The sequence below is a fragment of the Kribbella sp. NPDC023972 genome, assembly GCF_040639075.1.
In the GTDB taxonomy this organism is placed as follows: domain Bacteria; phylum Actinomycetota; class Actinomycetes; order Propionibacteriales; family Kribbellaceae; genus Kribbella.
Genome location: NZ_JBEZZH010000005.1, coordinates 481,262 through 497,699 on the forward strand (window position 1 = coordinate 481,262; position 16,438 = coordinate 497,699).

The window sequence follows — 16,438 nt, forward strand, 5'->3', positions numbered from 1 at the left end:
TAGTTAGTCGGTCGAGACAGCGTCAAGGCTTGTCACAGCGGCGATCAGACGGTCGACATCGGACTGGTCCGTGTACGGCGCGAGGCCGGCGCGGATGGCTCCGGCGGCGCCGAGCCCTAGGTGCCGGGCAGGCTCGTAGGCGTAGAACGATCCGGCCGGCGCGTTGACGTTGGCCGCCGCGAGGCGCTCCGCCACGGCCGCTGGTGTCCACCCGTCGACGGTGAACAGCAGAGTCGGCGTACGACGTGCCGCGTGACCGTAGAGCTTCACACCTGGGATGGCCGCCAGCCGGGCTTCCAGATCGTCGCGGAGGTTGTCCTCGTACTCCTCGACGAGCCGCAGCGAGCTCTGTAGTCGCTCGCGCCGGGTCGTTCCGGTGCCACCGAGACCGGCCAGGAAGTCGACGGCTGCCGTGGTGCCGGCGAGCAGCTCATACGGCAGTGTGCCGAGCTCGAAGCGTTCCGGTACGACGTCCGTCGATGGCGCGAGCTTGTCCGGATGGAGCGTCTCGAGCAGCTCCGGCGAAGCAGTCAGAGCACCGAGATGCGGGCCGAAGAACTTGTACGGCGAGCAGACGTAGAAGTCGGCGTACGTCGCGTCGACCGGGGCGTGCGCGGTCAGGTGGACGCCGTCGACGTACAGGAGCGCTCCGGCCTGGTGGACGAGGTCGGCGATCCGCTCGGTGTCGGGACGGGTGCCGAGCAGGTTGGACGCGGCGGTGACCGCGACCAGGCGGGTCCGGTCAGTGAGCAGCGGTGCGATGTCGTCCAGCTCCGAGGTTTCGGCGTCGAAGCCGAGCCAGCGGACAGTGGCACCGACGGCCTCGGCGGCCTGCACCCACGGGCGGACGTTCGCGTCGTGGTCGAGCCGGGTGACGATGATCTCGTCACCGGGGCCCAAGGTCTTGGCGAGGGTCCGGGAGAAGTCATACGTCAGCTGGGTCATGCTGCGGCCGAACACGATGCCGCGCGGGTCCGTACCGAGCAGGTCAGCGATAGCCTCCCGGGCGGCGACGACGGTCTCGTCGGCTCGGCGCTCGGCAGCCGTCAGTGTGCCGCGGTTGGCCATCGCCGAGGTCATGGTGGTGGCGACCGCTTCGGCGACCACCCGCGGCGTCTGCGAACCGCCGGGGCCGTCGAAATGAGCGGCCCCTTCGTCGAGGGCGGGGAACTGTTTCCGGACAGCAGCAACATCGAAGACACCCATGACGGTCATCCTCTCCCGACACCACCGTGACGGCCAGCGGTTGTCCATTCCTCACCAGCGCTGCCCGATGCCGGGTAAATATGCACGAGTTGTCGGCGATGTAGTGCAGGATGTCAGGAGTGAGCACCGTGACGACTACTGACCGGGTCCCGCTGCAGGCCTGGCTTCCGACCATGCTGGCCCTGGCGGCCATCTGGGGTTGCAGCTTCCTGTTCATCTCCGTCGGCGTCCGGGAGGTGCATCCGCTCTACCTGGCGCTCGGGCGGGTGATCGCCGGGTCGCTGGTGCTGCTGATGATCCTGGCGGTGAAGCGCGAGTCGCTTCCCCGCGAGCCGCGCATGTGGGTGCACTCGTTCGTGGTCGGCGCGGTCGGGTCGGCGATCCCGTGGACACTGTTCGGGTACGGCGAGCAGCGGATCCCGTCCCTGCTGGCGGGGATCTGGAACGGCATCACCCCGCTCGTGGTGCTGCCGATCGCGGTGCTGATCTTCCGCACCGAGACCTTCTCGCTGCAGCGGGTGCTCGGGTTGACCGTCGGCTTCGGCGGCATGCTCGTGGTACTCGGCGCCTGGAACGTGCAGGGCGGCGCGGACCTGACCGGTCAGGCGCTGTGCATGCTGGCGGCCGTCTGCTACGGCCTCGCGGTGCCGTACCAGAAGCGGTTCATCGCCGGCACGACTCTGTCCGGTACGGCGCTGTCCGCCAGCTTGCTGCTCTGCGCCGCCGTCCAGCTCGCCGTGGTCGCGCCGATCGTCACGCGGGAGGCGCCGCCGGTGCCGTGGTCGCTGTCGATCGAGGTGGTCGGCAGCGTGCTCGCGCTGGGCGCGCTCGGTAGCGGGCTCGCGTTCGTGCTCAGCCTGCGCAACATCCGGCTGATCGGGGCGAGCCGGTCGTCGATGGTGACCTACCTGATGCCGATCTTCTCGATCCTGGTCGGCGTGATCGTGCTGCACGAGCACCTCACCTGGTACCAGCCGGTCGGCGCCCTGATCGTCTTGCTCGGTGTCGCGGTGTCGCAGGGCCTGCTGCGGAGCATCCGGCGGAAGCCAACCCTCGCCGCGGAGGCGTCCGCGGCGTAAGGCCGGGACGGCCGCGAAGGCGGCAGCAGCGTACGGCGGGGACGGACGCGGAGGCGTCAGCGGCGTAGGTTCGGGACGGCCGCGACCACGACGGCGACCAAGGCCAGCACGGTCCCGGCGACGACCGGGAAGGTGACGGCCTTGTCGGCGGCCGGGACGAACAGGTCGATGCACAGGCTGGCGATCAGCTGTCCGGCGAGCGTCCCCAGCCCGAGCACGAACACGCCGACCACCCGGACCACCGCCGCAGCGGCGCTGATGAAGATGACTCCGCACGCACCACCGAGGTACAGCCAGGGCTCACTCGGCAGGTGTTGCGGCGCGCCGCGCACCGTGACGTCGACGAGGAAGACGACCAGCAACGCAATGAAGCCGACGAGGAAGTTGACCACGCCGGCCGCGACAGCGCCGAACGCGTCCTGTGAGGCGGTGCGTGCGACACGCCCGTTGATGGCCTGCTGGACCGCCGAGCCGACACCGGCCAGTGCGGGCAGCACCGCGAGCAGCAGGCCGTCCGGGTGAGTCAGCTGCGATGACACCGCGAGTACGACGGCTGCCAACGCCATGACCGCGCCGAGGACCCGAAGCGTGGTGTACGGCTGCGGACCAGCCGGACCGAAGCCGAGGCGATCGACGACCAGACTGCTCACCGCCTGACCGGCTACGCCGGCCACGGTGAAGACGGCCACACCGATCACGGAGACGGTGATCGACTGGGTCGCGACCAGGAACGCACCCGCGACTCCCCCGATGCACTGCCACCAGCGCAGACCGCCGTGACCGCGCATCGGCGTACGGACCGCGCGCCAGACGTTGCCGAGTGAACGGCGGATCCGCGGGACCAGCGCCGTACCGATGAGCAGGATCAGCAGGCCGGAACCGAACGAGATCAGTGCGGCCGCGACGCCGTCGGCGAGGACGTGGCCGAGCTCGCCGTTGATCCTGGACTGGATCGCGACCAGCATCCCGATGCCGAAGGCGGCGCTGAGCCCGACGATCTGGTGCTGCTGAGCCGAACGGGCAGGACGAGTGGCGGTCGTTGTCACCCGCCTATCATGACCGTTCCACCCCTTGCACCTGACAGCAGGTCCACACTACGACCGCCGGATCAGGGCCAGGTACATCGCGTCGGTGCCGTGCAGGTGGGGCCACAGTTGCACGTCGGGACCTTCGCCGAGGTCAGGTACGTCGGGGAACAGACCGCGGGCGTCCTCGACGTGTGCGTCGTCCCGGCGGCCGAGTACGGCGTCCACCACCGCCCGGGTCTCGTCGGGGTGTGGAGAACAGGTGACGTACGCCACCACGCCACCCGGCCGGACCGAGGTGATCGCCGAGTCGAGCAGATCCTCCTGGAGTGGCCGCAGGTCGATCACGTCGTCCGGCGTACGACGCCAGCGAGCCTCCGGCCGCCGCCGAAGCGCCCCGAGCCCGCTGCACGGAACGTCCGCAAGCACCCGGTCGAACGACCCGGCCGGCCAGGTCGGCTTCGTCCCGTCGCCAATCAGGACCTTGTGGTCGCCCGGGATCGCGCGGACGTTGGCGCGAACGAGCTCGGCGCGATGCTTGAGCGGCTCGACGGCGGTCAGTTGCCCGTCGCGTTGGTTGACGAGAGTGGCGAGCAGAGCAGACTTCCCGCCAGGCCCCGCGCAGAGGTCGAGCCACTTGGTGTCCTCGCCGTCGAGTGGGGCGGTCGCCAGCGCGATCGCGACCAACTGCGAGCCCTCGTCCTGCACACCAGCCCGCCCGGTCGCCACCGCCTGGATCCGTCCCGGATCACCACCGCCCTGCAGGACCGCCGCGTACGGCGACCACCGCGCGCGTGTGGCGCCGGCTTCGATCAACTCATCCACGTCCGCCAGCCCCGGCCGAGCGATCAACGTCACCCGCGGCGGCTCGTTATCGGCGTCAAGCAACCGCTCGAGCCCACGGTCGGGGTCGGCGCTACCCGGCTTCTCCCCTAGTGCTTGCGCGAAGGCCTCTATCACCCAGCGGGGATGGGCTTTGGCGACCGCGAGATGGCCGAGGCGGTCCTCCTCGACGGGAGGTGCGACGGCTGCGATCCATTGGGGAAAGGTGCGTTGGCTGATCTTGCGGAGCACGGCGTTCACCAGACCGCTGCGCTTCTGGCCGATCTCCGCGCGGGTGAGGGTGACCATCTCGTTGACGGCGGCGTAGGAGTCGACTCGCATTCGCAGCAGCTGGTGCGTGCCCAGGCGAAGCAGGTCGAGCAGCTCTGGGTCGAGGTCGGCCAGCGGGCGGGACACGCTGCGGCTGAGGAAGGCGTCGTACGTGCCCTGCCAGCGCAGGGTGCCGTGCACGAGCTCGGTGCAGAACGCGGCGTCCCGGCCGCCGAGGCGTTGCTCGCGGAGCGCCTTGTTGAGCGCGAGGTTCGCGTACCCGCCCTCGGCGGTGACCTGGCGGATGACCTGGTACGCGACCCGGCGTACCCGGTCCGGCCGTCGCTGCGGCGCCCGATTGCGGGGCGTCCGGTCGTTCACGCCTCCGGCCCTAAGCGGTCCTGATCCGTCAGCCGCACACCGCGGGCCCAGTCGGCCGCGGCCATCGGCTTCTTGCCCTGCGGCTGAACCGTCACCAGCTCGACCGCCTTGCTCCCGGTCCCGGCCTTCACGCTCGACTTGGTCGCGCGCAGCTCACCGGGCTTCAGCTCCTCGTCCGTGAGCCGTACGGCGAGGACCTTCAGCCGCTCGCCGCGGAACGTCGTCCACGCCCCCGGCGCCGGGTTGCACCCCCGAACCAGCCGATCCACCCGCTGTGCCGGCGCACTCAGATCCAGCTCGGCGTCCTCGACCGTGATCTTCGGCGCCAGCGTGACCCCGTCGGCCGGCTGCTCCCGCGCCTCCAGGACGCCGGCCTCGATCCCGTCCAGGGTGTCGACCAGCAACTTCGCACCCGACTCCGCCAGCCGGGCGAGCAGATCGCCGGACGTGTCCTCGGGTCCGATCGGCTCGGTCAGTACGCCGTACACCGGGCCGGCGTCGAGCGCCTTCACGATCCGGAACGTGCTGGCCCCGGTCACGTCGTCACCGGCGATGATCGCGTGCTGCACCGGCGCGGCGCCGCGCCAGGCCGGCAGCACCGAGAAGTGCAGGTTGATCCAGCCGTGCTCCGGGATGTCCAACGCTGCCTGGGGCAACAATCCGCCGTACGCGACGACCGGGCAGCAGTCCGGTGCGATCTCGGTCAGCCGGGCCAGGAAATCCGGGTCGCTCGGCTTGACCGGCTTGAGGATCTCGACACCGAGCTCCTCGGCGAGCTGGGCGACCGGTGACGCGACCAGCTTTCGGCCGCGGCCGGCCGGTGCGTCCGGACGGGTGACGACGGCAACCACTTCGTGGCGGCTGGCAACGATCGCCCTCAGCGCGGCGACGGCCGGTTCCGGCGTACCGGCGAAGACCACCCTCACAGTCCGAATCCATTCATCGAGTGCGGGGACACCTTCACCTGCGGTACGCCGCCCAGACCGGACCAGTCCGCCTCGCGGATCGCCTTCATCGCCTGCTTCCGGGTCTCGGTGTCGAGCCGGTCGATGAACAGGACGCCGTCCAGGTGGTCGGTCTCGTGCTGGATGCACCGGGCCAGCAGGTCCGAGCCCTCGATCACCACCGGGTCGCCGTACATGTTGAAGCCGCGGGCGATGACCGACTGGGCGCGGCGGCAGTCGAAGGTGAGGCCGGGGATGGACAGACAGCCTTCCGGGCCGAACTGCTCGTCCGCGGACAGCGTCAGCTCCGGGTTGACCAGGTGCCCGAGCTCGCCCTCGATGTGCCAGGTGAAGACGCGCAGACCGACACCGATCTGCGGCGCGGCCAGGCCCGAGCCGGGGGCGGCCTGCATGGTGTCGGTGAGGTCCTGGACCAGGCGGCGCAGCTCGGCGTCGAAGTCGACGACCGGCTCCGCCTTGGTGGTCAGGACGGGATCGCCGAACAGGCGGATGGGTGTGACCGACAACAGACTCTCCAGCGTTCCACGGACCGGGACCCGGCAAGTCTAGTTGGCCTCCGGCGGGGACTACGGCGGGGAGGGGGCCTCCACATCGTTGCCATAAGCACGTACTGTGGTCTCAGGCGTACCTACAGTCACAACATCACACGCCCAACGGGAGACCCAATGCCCACAGCAGCACGGGGGGCAACACTGATCCTCTTGGGGGTCCTGCTAGCCCAGGCACCCCTCACCGCCTTCGCCGAACCGCGCGAGCCTCGGTCGGCCGCGAGCCCTGAACCGGCCGGCCAGCTCCCGACCGCCAACACCTGGAGTGAGCTGGCGAAGCAGGTCACCGAGACCTCACCCGGCGACGGCGAACTGCGGTCCGCAGACACTTCCACGCAGGCGTCGTCGGTCATGCGGTGCTTCAAGCTCGAGGAGGAGAACTACTGTCTCGGTCTCGGGTTCGTGGATCAACTGCCGAGCGGAGCGCAGATCCAGGAGATGATGAGCCCGCCGAGCCTGCGCGCCGACGGGGAGGCCGGTGTCGAGCAGGACCTCCCCACGGGAGATCTCACCCCGCAGGCCTTCGTCGCCGAGCGTACGTCGATGCCGAAGAGTGCCCGCGTGAACGCTGAGTTGGACGAGATGCAAGCCGCTTGGGACGGCCGCGACAAAGCCCGCGCTCTCCGGTTGCTGGATGCCTCCTCCGAGCCGGCCGCTACATTCCCGTCCCCTACTAGGAGTGCGCCCAGTCAGGGAACGCCGACGCCGGTGCCCGGTCAAGCGCCGGCGAAGCTCCCGGCGTCGTCGTACATCATGAAGGGGTTCCAGACCTCGCAGGAGAAGGGGTACTGGTGTGGGCCGGCGACGTTCCAGTCGATCGACTGGGCCGACGACAAGCAGAAGGACACCCAGGCGTCCTGGGCCAAGGACCTCGGCACCACGACCGCCGGTACGGCGATCTCCGCGATGGTCCAGCAGACCAACCGCAAGACGAACTGGGATCGCGCCGCCGGCACCTACATCATCCAGAACGTCGGTCACTGGAACGCACAGAAGTTCTTCACCGTGCACCAGAACCACCTCGGTGACGGTCAGCCGGCGCCGATCATCGAGCACACCCAACTGCTGAAGCGCTATTTCCCGTACCTGGCGTTCAACCACAGCGGCCACTTCCAGGTCGGCCGCGGGTACAACCGGGCGAAGGGCACGATCGCGATCTTCGAGGTGTTCAACGAGCGCCGGTTCAACAGTCGCGGCAACGTCACCGACGGCCCGAAGAACATCCCGGCGACCGCCCTGTTCAACGCGACCCTGGCCAACTCCTTCCAGAACATCGGCCTCTGACCTGATGCGCCGTGCACCCCTGGCGGCCTTCGCCGTCCTGCTGCTCGTCGCCGGCTGCTCATCCTCCCCCGAGAGCACGAGCAGCCCGTCCAGCAAGCCGACCAGCCCGAGTACGACGACGACCAGCACACCGACACCGACACAGCCAACCTCGGCGGACACAACGCCGCCGCGGTGGACGAAGGTGCTCCGCCAACCCGTGAACGGCCTGCACCTCGTCACCCAGCAGCGGAAGTACGTCGTGACCCGCGGCAGCGACGAGGCGGGTACGACGACCATCACCGACCGGACCAGCAAGAAGGTCGTCGTCAAGCACGTGCCGGCCGCCGGCTTCGTCGCGCAGTCGCCGGTGGTGATCGACGATCAGTGGGCCTTGATCGAGGACATCCGGTCGGACGGCCCCGACCCGGAAATCAAGGTGTTCCGGTACGACCTGACCACCGGCCGCCCGACCAGCCTCGGCCGCCTCCCCAAAGTCTCCGAACCAGAGATCGGCGCGTACGGCGGCACCTTCGCCTACAGCTCCACGGACACCAAGAACCGTTCCTGCCTGATCCTGGCCGACCTCGCGACCCTCACCTCGCGACCCGTCACCTGCGTGGCGAATCCCGGGTACATCGCTGACCCGGTGATCTCGGCCGACACGGTGACGTTCAGCGAGATCACCGCACCGGAGACCAGTCGCCGCTGTAAGCGCATCCTGGTCGCCTCCCTGTCCAGCGGCAAGGCCCGTCCGGTGCCGGCTGCAACCAACTGCCTGCAGTGGAGCGGTGCGTCGCTGAGCGGTGCGACGGTGTGGTCCGAGGTGGCGGCGTCGGACCCGGATCAGTACGAGAGCAAGGCGTACGTCCGGGACTCGGCCGACTCCCCCGCCCGGCCGCTCGGGGTGATCGTCACCGACACGATCGTTGCCTGCGGCAACTGGATCTTCTGGGAGACGAGAACTGTCGGCGACGGCAGCGAGGCATACCAGATCAACCGCTGGCGCCCGGGTATGCGGCAGCCGCAGCGCATCTACTCCGGCAAGCCCGGCACGGCACTGACTCCGCTGACCTGCCAGGACGACACCGTCTATGTCGAGGCGGCCCAGCTCGCGACCACCCCGGCGTACACCGAAACTTTCTCCGCCCCCGCTACGTGAGCGCCAGCCCGCGGGCGCGCAGGTGGCCGCGGAGCGTCGCGGCGTCGGTGAACAGCTCGGCGTCGATGCCGACCGCGCGGGCGCCGTCGACGTTGTGCTGCACGTCGTCGGTGTAGAACGTGCGCGCCGCGTCCAGGCCGAACCGCTCCAGCAGGATCCGGTAGATCTTCTCGTCCGGCTTCACCGCCTGCTCGACGCCGGACACGACCTCACCGTCGAACCCGGTCAGGATCGGGAACGTCTCCTTCGCGATCTCCCACTTCTCCGCCGAGAAGTTCGTCAGCGCGTACGTCGGAACACCCAGCTCGCGGATCTCGCCGACCAGCGCGACGGTGTCCTCGAAGAGTCCCTTGACCATCTTCAGCCAGCCGGTGTCGTACGCCTCGATCCACTCGGCGTGCTGGGGGTGCAGCGCGGTCAGCTCGGCGATCGCCTCGGCCCACGGCCGGCCCGCGTCCTGCTGATGGTTCCACTCCCGCGTGGTCACCTCGGTCAGGAACCGGGTCCGCTCCTGCTCGTCCGGGATCAGGTCGGCGTACAGATAGTCGGGGTTCCAGTCCAGCAGCACCCCGCCGATGTCGAACACCACCACGTCGATCGTCCGCTGCGTCATGCCCGCAACCCTATGCGAAGGGCGCAGCGGCCACGGTGGCCGGTCGCGACCGCTCATCTCATGCGGTCGCCGCGTTCGCGGCGGCTCGCGCGTGCAGAGCCGGTGCCAGCGCGAACTGCCCGATGAAGAGCAGCACACCCAGCAGTGCACAGCCGAGCCAGGTGATGGTCGGGCCGAAGTACTCGAGGGCGTTCGTCCCGGCGAGCGGCCCGATCACTGTGCCGATGCCGAAGGCCATCCCAGACATCCCCATGTAGCCGCCGCGCAGGTCGACCGGAGCGAGGTCGGCGAACACCGCACCGATCACGGCCGCGAACCCGATCTCGCCGATCGTCCAGACGACCACGGACAGCCCGTAACCCCACCAGTCGTGCACGACCGCACCGACGCCGAACCCGAGACCGACGACCAGCATCGACGCGGCGAGCAGCTTCGGCCGGTCGAACTTCGCCAGCCGCTTGCCGAGGAACGGCTGGACCAGCACGATCACCACCCCGTTGAGCGCGATCACCAGCCCGTACGTCGAGGACGGCAGGCCGTCGTCCGCCATCGCCAGCGGCAGCGTCGAGTAGCCCTGGAAGTAGATGGTGGCGTAGCCGATCTGGAGCAGGATCATCAGCAGGAACACGGTGTCCCGGAGTGCCACCGGCAGCAGTGGCCGGCGCAAGCTGCCGTCGTCCAGCGCCGGGCGGCTCTCCGGGACCATCGCCCAGATCACCAGGCCGGCGATCACCGACGTACCGGCGTTCAGCCAGAAGAGCAGGCCGTAGCCGATCGACGCCAGCACACCCGCGCTCACGGTCGAGACGGAGAAGCCGAGGTTGATCGCCCAGAAGAGCAGGCCGTACGCGCGAACTCGCTCGCCGGGCTGGAGCAGATCGGCCACCGTCGCCTGGACGGCCGGCCGGAACAGGTCACCGAGCAGGCCGACCACGAACGCCGCCACCCAGATCATCACCATCGACCGGGCCGACCCCAGCAGGATGAGCGCGGCGGCGGTGCCGAAGAAGCACATCAGCATGGTGAACCGGCGACCGATACGGTCGGCCAGCCAGCCGCCGACGAGCTGCGACGCCACCGACCCGGCACCGACCGCGGCCGCGACGGCACCCGCCGTACCGGCGGAGATCTGCCGGTCCTGGGTCAGGTAGAGGACGAGGAAAGGCTGGACGAAGCTGCCGAGCCGGTTGACCAGCTGGCAGACCCAGAGCGCCCAGAACGCCCGCGGCAGGGCGGGCGCGGGCGTCTCGACAGCGGCGATTGCACTCATGGGGACAACTCTCGGGGCCTGGCCCCAGCACTGTCGACGATTAGGCACAGGACTAATCAGTTAGGGTGGGCCGGTGATCACGATCAGGTTGAACGCCGGCGACGTGGGCCGGATCCGGTTCGCGGTGTCGCCGGTGTGGGAGGCCGTCACCAGTGTGCGGGCCCTGAGCAACAACACCGCACGGAGCGTGCACGGGCCGTGGTTGCAGAAGGTCCAGCCGATCATCGACGGCCCGGACCTGACGTTGCTCAAGGCACTCGTTCCGCCGATCGGGTACATCCCGGACTTCATCACGCCGGCGCCGCCGCGCCGGACCACGAGCTTCGAGTCGGGCCTGGCCGCGATCGCCGCAACCCCGCACGATCTCGTCGTCGAGGAGATCGGCAAGTTGCACCATGACACCCCGCACCCGCTGCTGCCGGACCTGATCGCCCACCCGGCCAAGGCGCTGGACCTGATCACCTCCTCGCTGGAGAGCTACTGGCGACGCGCGATCGAGCCGGACTGGCGGCGGATGCGTGCGCTGCTGCAGGACGACCTGACGTTCCGGCTCGACGAGCTGGCCAGCGGCGGGATCGAGCGGCTGTTCCGCAACCTGCATCCGTCGGTGCGGTTCAGCAGCAGCCGGATCGAGATCGATCGGCCGTACGCCTGTGACGGTGAGCCGATGGCCGGGCAGGGCGTGCTGCTGGTGCCGTGCGTGTTCGGCTGGCCGGCCGGCCTGGCGGTGACCGCCGCGCCGCACGTGCCGACGGTCACCTACCCGCCGCGTGGTCTCGGCCGGTTGTGGGAGGACCGCCAGGACACCACCGACTCACCGCTCGCGGACTTGGTCGGCCGGACTCGGGCGGCGATCGTGAGCCACCTTGACCTGCCGATGTCCACGACACACCTGGCCAACCAGCTCGGCGTGTCGGCACCGACGCTGAGCGTGCACTTGAGCATCCTGCGCAGCGCGGGCGTGGTCGACTCGCGCCGCGACGGCCGCGCGGTGCTCTACTACCGCACCTCGCTCGGCAACCAGCTCCTCAGCGCCGCCGACACTCCCCTGGCCTCGACGGCCTAGCCGACGGAGCTCGGTGCGGGTCCAGGCGGCCCCGCCGAGCCCCTGGCATCCACCACCTAGCCGAAGCTCGGCGGGTCGACCTGAACCCGCACCGAGCCCGGGTTCTTCTTGGCGCTGCGGGCGGATTGAGCTTCCTTCAGAGCGCGGGCCAGCGCCGAACCGGCTGCTCGTGGCGTGCGCACGACAGCTCGCACGGTCTCGTCGTCAACGTCGACCGGGCCGAGGACCTCCAACGCAGCGGTTGCCGGGAGCAACTGACGGAGGCGGGCGATCAGGTCGGTGACGGCCTCGGACGGACCGGTGAGCTCGGCCAGCTTGGCCGCGGGCGCCAAGCGGGCGGCCCGGCGTTCCTCGACCTCCCGGGAGGCGAAGCCTTCAGGGCTCCAGCGGACAACCGCCTGCAGCGGGAAGGCAGATGGTTCGCCGACGAGAATCACGGCGCCCGTCGGGCGGACGAGCGTCGCCGCGTTGAACCATCGGCGGACGGCCTCCTCCGGCGCCCGCAGGTCGGGCCGGGCGAGCATCAGCCAGGTGTCAAGCAGCAGCGCAGCGCTGTATCCGCCTTCGGCGACCGGCTCGGCTCCCGGTGTGCTCACGATCAACGCCGGCTTGTCCGGTACGACGTCCAGCACGTTGTCGCCCCCCGACGTACGCACGACCAGTCCGGGAAACGCGCGCCCCAGCTCCTCCGCCGTACGACGAGCGCCGACGACGGCAGCGCGCATCCGGGTGTCACCGCACTCCGGGCACCGATGGTCAGCGGCCGGCCGGCCGCACACGCTGCAACTCGCCGGCCCGGACCCCTCGGTCCGACGCAACGTCCCACCGCAGGTCGAGCACCGTGACGGCGCCCGGCAGGTCTGACACACCAGGCTCGGCAGATACCCCGCCCGCGGCACCTGCACCAGCACGGGCCCGGACCGCAAACCCTCCCGGGCGATCTCGAAAGCGCGATGCGGCAACCGGGCCGCCCGGGCCGCCGGATCACGCGCGAGATCGGTGTCCGACTCCCCCGCGATGTGCACCGCGGGAGCGGCCGCCCGGATCACCGTGCGATCCGCGATCAGCTCGTTCGCGAACCCGGACTCCAGCAACGCCGCCGCCTCCACCGAGCGGGCATACCCGCCGAGCAACGCGGCACACTGCTGCCGATACGCCCGCAGCAGAAGGACTTCCCGGGCATGCGGGTACGGCGCACGCGGCTCGGCGTACGAGTCGTCGCCGTCGTCCCACAACGCGACCAGACCGAGATCCGCCACCGGGGCGAACGCGGCCGCGCGCGTCCCGATCACCACCCGCGCACACCCCCGCAAGGCGGCGAGGAACGCGCGATACCGAGCCGTCGGCCCGAGATCGGCCGACAACGTGACGAACCCGGAGTCGCCGAGCACCGCCGTACACGCCACCGCGAGCCGCTCGAGGTCACGAGCATCCGGCGCGAGCAGCAACGCACCACGCCCCGACGCCGCACACACCGCCGCCGCCTGCGCGAACGCCAGCGCCCAATCGGCTCCTGGTACGGCGGTCCAGATCGCGCGCGGCGACTCCGAGCGAGCCACCGCGTCGAGGAACCCCGTCGGGTACGGCGACCACTCGGATCGCGAGGTGGACAGCGGTGGACGCGCGGGCTGGTCACAGCGCCTCGGCTCCCCCTCGACCTTCGCATGCCGGGGTGGGACTGCCAGCCGGGTCACATCCGCGAAGACCCCGGCGTACCGGTCGGCGACGGAGCGGCAGAGGTCGGCGATCTCCGGAGTCAGCACCTGCTCGGGCGAGACGACCTTGCGGATCCGGGACAGCTTGCCCTCGTGGTCGGACGACTCGAGTCGCTCCAGCACGAACCCGTCCAGGTCCTTGCCGGCGAAGCGGACCTTCACCCGGACGCCCGGCTGCGCGGCCGCGGCCAGATCCTCGGGCACGAGGTAGTCGAACGGGCGGTCCAGGTGTGGCAACGAGACGTCGACCGCGATCCGGGCCACCGGCAACGACGAGGTGATCCCGGCCGGCTCCTTCGTCCGGGACCTGCGAACGGTGTCCCGCAGCAGCGTCAGCTGCTCAGGCGAGTCCCCGGTCGATGTCACTGGGAAACTCTAGTCCGCCCGGGCGACAGTGCGTGCGAAGGCCGCGACCCGGCTGTGGACAACCGGGTCGCAGGCCGTTCGTCCTACTTGTTGACCGCGGCCTTCAGCTCCTCGACCCGGTCGGTGCGCTCCCAGGTGAAGTCCTCGCCGGTGCGGCCGAAGTGGCCGTTCCGCGCGGTCTGGGCGTAGATCGGGCGGAGCAGGTCCAGGTCCCGGATGATCGCGGCCGGGCGCAGGTCGAACACTTCGCGGACCGCGTCGCTGATCTTGTCCACCGGCACCTTCTCGGTGCCGAACGTGTCGACGTAGAAGCCGACCGGAGCGGCCTTGCCGATCGCGTACGCGACCTGGCACTCGACCCGGTCCGCCAGCCCGGCGGCGACGATGTTCTTCGCCACCCAGCGCATCGCGTACGCCGCCGACCGGTCCACCTTCGACGGGTCCTTGCCGGAGAACGCACCACCACCGTGCCGGGCCATCCCGCCGTACGTGTCGATGATGATCTTCCGGCCGGTCAGGCCGGCGTCGCCCATCGGGCCGCCGATCTCGAACCGCCCGGTGGGGTTCACCAGCAGCTTGTAGCCGGCCGAGTCGATGTCGAACTGCTCGAGCACCGGGTCGACCACGTGCTTCTTGATGTCCGGGGTCAGCATCGAGTCCAGGCTGATGTCGGCCGCGTGCTGGCTGGACACCACCACGGTGTCGATCCGGACCGCCTTGTCACCGTCGTACTCGACCGTGACCTGGGTCTTGCCGTCCGGGCGCAGGTAGGCCATCGTGCCGTCCTTGCGGACCTCGGACAGCCGCGCGGACAGCCGGTGCGCGATGGTGATCGGCAGCGGCATCAGCTCGGGCGTCTCGTTCGACGCGTAGCCGAACATCAGGCCCTGGTCGCCCGCCCCCTGCAGGTCCAGTGCGTCGTGGGACGCGTCCGCGCGCGTCTCGTACGCCGTGTCGACCCCCTGGGCGATGTCCGCCGACTGACTTCCGATCGCCACGGTGACCCCACAGGACGCGCCGTCGAACCCCTTCAGCGACGAGTCGTACCCGATCTCGAGGATGCGCGCTCGGACGATCCCGGGGATGTCGACGTACGCCGTCGTGGTGACCTCACCCGCGACGACGACCAACCCGGTGGTGACCAGGGTCTCGACCGCGACGCGGCTCTTCGGGTCCTCGGCCAGCAGGGCGTCGAGAATGGAGTCGCTGATCTGGTCAGCGATCTTGTCCGGGTGACCCTCGGTCACCGACTCGGACGTGAAAAGGCGGCTCGCCACAATTCTCCCTCGGATTCCTCTTGTGCCGCGCGGCTGTGGCTACGAACCGCAGCTACTTCCACACGATCCCCCCGTGCACCGGCGGATAGCGATGCATCTGGGAAGTATGCCAGCAGTTTCCTCCGGAGTCCCGGTGACGCTCCGAATTCATCCATCATTCGAGACGCGTGATCATATGCTGGATGGAGGAGTCGGTTTCAGGCGTGCGGACCGACGGCCACCTCGCCCAGGGTGAGTGTCGGCGTGCAATCAAGGATCGCAGCCAACCGGTCCACCTCGGCGTCCAGCTGGCGCAGCCGGGTGCGGTTGAGGGAGGTGAGCGCCTCGACCGTGACGTGCAGCTTGCGGCCGGACTTCTTCTGGTGCCAGACACCGGCGACGATGCCGTCGACCAGCAGGAGCGGGTAGTTGCCGGCCTGACCGCGAGCCAGCGCCCGGGTGAACGCCTTGCCGGGAAAAAGTAGTTCCCGCGGGAAGCTGCCGACACCGTAGGCGTCGAAGTACGGCAGCAGCCTCACACCGCGCACCGGGTCGTCCGGGAAGTCGTCATCACCCGGCGCGTGCCAGACCTGTTGGCCTTCGAGCTCCACGTGCGGGAGGTCGGCGAAGTACGGCTTGACGAAGGTCGGAGTGGTGTTGAGCCACCGGGCGAACTGCTGCGGTGTCGCCGGGCCGTAGGAGTACAGGTAGTTGTACAGGAGCTCGGTGAACGCCTTCTCGCCGGGCAGCGGCTCGAACGGCTTGAAGCGATGCGGGTTCGAGTACGTCGTCTTGCGGCCGCGATTCGGTCCGTAGCAGAGGAGGCCCGCATTGGCAGCGGCCGGGATCACCTGCCGCCAGCGCGGCCAGTTGCCCTGGAAGGCCTCGATGACCGGATCACCCGCCCAGGCGCCGGTACGACGTACGACCTCGTCCGTCAGCTCGTCGACGGTCAGGTCGTCGTGGGCGAGCGCGTCGCCGATGGCCGCGATCACGTCAGCGGTCTGTTCCGGAGTCATCCGCATGCGCTCGGGCCGCGGCGGACCGGGCGGCAGCGCCGACAGTGCACCGGTCCACATCGGCAGGTCGTCCAGAGGCAAAAGATGGACCGTGCCACGGGGCCCGAGTGTCTTCACCACGCCGTCCGCCTGCTGGACCAGCTCCCGGGTCGCCCCGCCGACCCGCAGCGCCACCGACACCTCCCCCGCCGACAACACCTGCGCATGCGCCCCACACATAGCCCGTACGGCGTCCGCCGCGGAACCCGCTGGATCACCTGCCAAGTGATGCCGCCGCATCCGCCGCCCCACCACCGCCCGCCACGAAATCTTCATACCCCGACGCTAAAGCCAGAACCGGTCAGTTCCTGTCCGCTTCCGCCCCATTTCGCTGGCTAACCAGTCAGGTGGTGGGTTCTGCACCCTGAATCGC

The 16,438-nt window shown here is 69.6% G+C and carries 14 protein-coding genes; 4 read left to right on the forward strand and 10 right to left on the reverse strand.

What is annotated here, in order from left to right:
• Positions 1–3: 3 nt before the first annotated feature.
• The gene (locus AB0F43_RS22880; protein ID WP_360480170.1) at positions 4–1,206 is read right to left on the reverse strand and encodes a cysteine desulfurase-like protein; all 1,203 of its coding nucleotides are present in this window, start codon (positions 1,204–1,206) and stop codon (positions 4–6) included.
• Between the two features lie 128 nt (positions 1,207–1,334).
• On the opposite strand from AB0F43_RS22880, the gene AB0F43_RS22885 reads away from it, so the two are divergent.
• Complete coding sequence (locus AB0F43_RS22885) at positions 1,335–2,285, forward strand: DMT family transporter (RefSeq protein ID WP_360480173.1); 951 nt, start codon at positions 1,335–1,337, stop codon at positions 2,283–2,285.
• A 56-nt stretch (positions 2,286–2,341) separates the two neighbouring features.
• Here the strand turns inward: AB0F43_RS22885 and AB0F43_RS22890 are convergent, their stop codons facing one another.
• Genes AB0F43_RS22890 through def form a run of 4 tightly spaced genes read right to left on the reverse strand, consistent with a single transcriptional unit; the run spans position 2,342 to position 6,254 of the window.
• Positions 2,342–3,331 (reverse strand): DMT family transporter, encoded by a 990-nt coding sequence (locus AB0F43_RS22890; RefSeq protein ID WP_360480176.1) that lies wholly within the window; start codon positions 3,329–3,331, stop codon positions 2,342–2,344.
• Positions 3,332–3,379: 48 nt separating this feature from the next.
• Complete coding sequence (locus AB0F43_RS22895; protein WP_360480179.1) at positions 3,380–4,783, reverse strand: transcription antitermination factor NusB; 1,404 nt, start codon at positions 4,781–4,783, stop codon at positions 3,380–3,382.
• Complete coding sequence (fmt, locus tag AB0F43_RS22900) at positions 4,780–5,709, reverse strand: methionyl-tRNA formyltransferase (protein WP_360480182.1); 930 nt, start codon at positions 5,707–5,709, stop codon at positions 4,780–4,782. Before fmt ends, AB0F43_RS22895 begins: the two co-directional genes overlap by 4 nt.
• A complete protein-coding gene (gene def, locus AB0F43_RS22905; RefSeq protein WP_360480184.1) occupies positions 5,706–6,254 on the reverse strand; it encodes a peptide deformylase in 549 nt (182 codons plus the stop codon). Before def ends, fmt begins: the two co-directional genes overlap by 4 nt.
• A 159-nt stretch (positions 6,255–6,413) precedes the next feature.
• On the opposite strand from def, the gene AB0F43_RS22910 reads away from it, so the two are divergent.
• Positions 6,414–7,580: a C39 family peptidase gene (locus AB0F43_RS22910; protein ID WP_360480187.1), complete on the forward strand. Its 1,167-nt coding sequence runs from the start codon at positions 6,414–6,416 to the stop codon at positions 7,578–7,580.
• A gap of 4 nt (positions 7,581–7,584) precedes the next feature.
• The gene (locus AB0F43_RS22915) at positions 7,585–8,721 is read left to right on the forward strand and encodes a hypothetical protein (RefSeq protein WP_360480190.1); all 1,137 of its coding nucleotides are present in this window, start codon (positions 7,585–7,587) and stop codon (positions 8,719–8,721) included.
• Here the strand turns inward: AB0F43_RS22915 and AB0F43_RS22920 are convergent.
• Together AB0F43_RS22920 and AB0F43_RS22925 are read right to left on the reverse strand one after the other, a co-directional pair.
• Complete coding sequence (locus tag AB0F43_RS22920; RefSeq protein WP_360480192.1) at positions 8,714–9,334, reverse strand: HAD family phosphatase; 621 nt, start codon at positions 9,332–9,334, stop codon at positions 8,714–8,716. The genes AB0F43_RS22915 and AB0F43_RS22920 overlap by 8 nt on opposite strands.
• A gap of 58 nt (positions 9,335–9,392) precedes the next feature.
• Entirely contained in the window at positions 9,393–10,604 is a 1,212-nt protein-coding gene (locus AB0F43_RS22925; protein WP_360480195.1) for an MFS transporter, read from the reverse strand.
• Between the two features lie 73 nt (positions 10,605–10,677).
• Here AB0F43_RS22925 and AB0F43_RS22930 point away from each other — a divergent pair, with 73 nt between their 5' ends.
• Positions 10,678–11,670, forward strand: coding sequence for a DUF5937 family protein (locus AB0F43_RS22930; RefSeq protein ID WP_360480197.1), 993 nt, complete (start codon positions 10,678–10,680; stop codon positions 11,668–11,670).
• 56 nt (positions 11,671–11,726) lie between these two features.
• Here the strand turns inward: AB0F43_RS22930 and AB0F43_RS22935 are convergent, their stop codons facing one another.
• From AB0F43_RS22935 to AB0F43_RS22945, 3 genes are all read right to left on the reverse strand, one after another.
• Entirely contained in the window at positions 11,727–13,751 is a 2,025-nt protein-coding gene (locus AB0F43_RS22935) for a primosomal protein N' (RefSeq protein ID WP_360480200.1), read from the reverse strand.
• A gap of 83 nt (positions 13,752–13,834) precedes the next feature.
• Complete coding sequence (metK, locus tag AB0F43_RS22940) at positions 13,835–15,028, reverse strand: methionine adenosyltransferase (RefSeq protein WP_360480203.1); 1,194 nt, start codon at positions 15,026–15,028, stop codon at positions 13,835–13,837.
• Positions 15,029–15,225: 197 nt separating this feature from the next.
• A complete protein-coding gene (locus tag AB0F43_RS22945; protein WP_360480206.1) occupies positions 15,226–16,341 on the reverse strand; it encodes a winged helix DNA-binding domain-containing protein in 1,116 nt (371 codons plus the stop codon).
• Between the last annotated feature and the right edge of the window lie 97 nt (positions 16,342–16,438).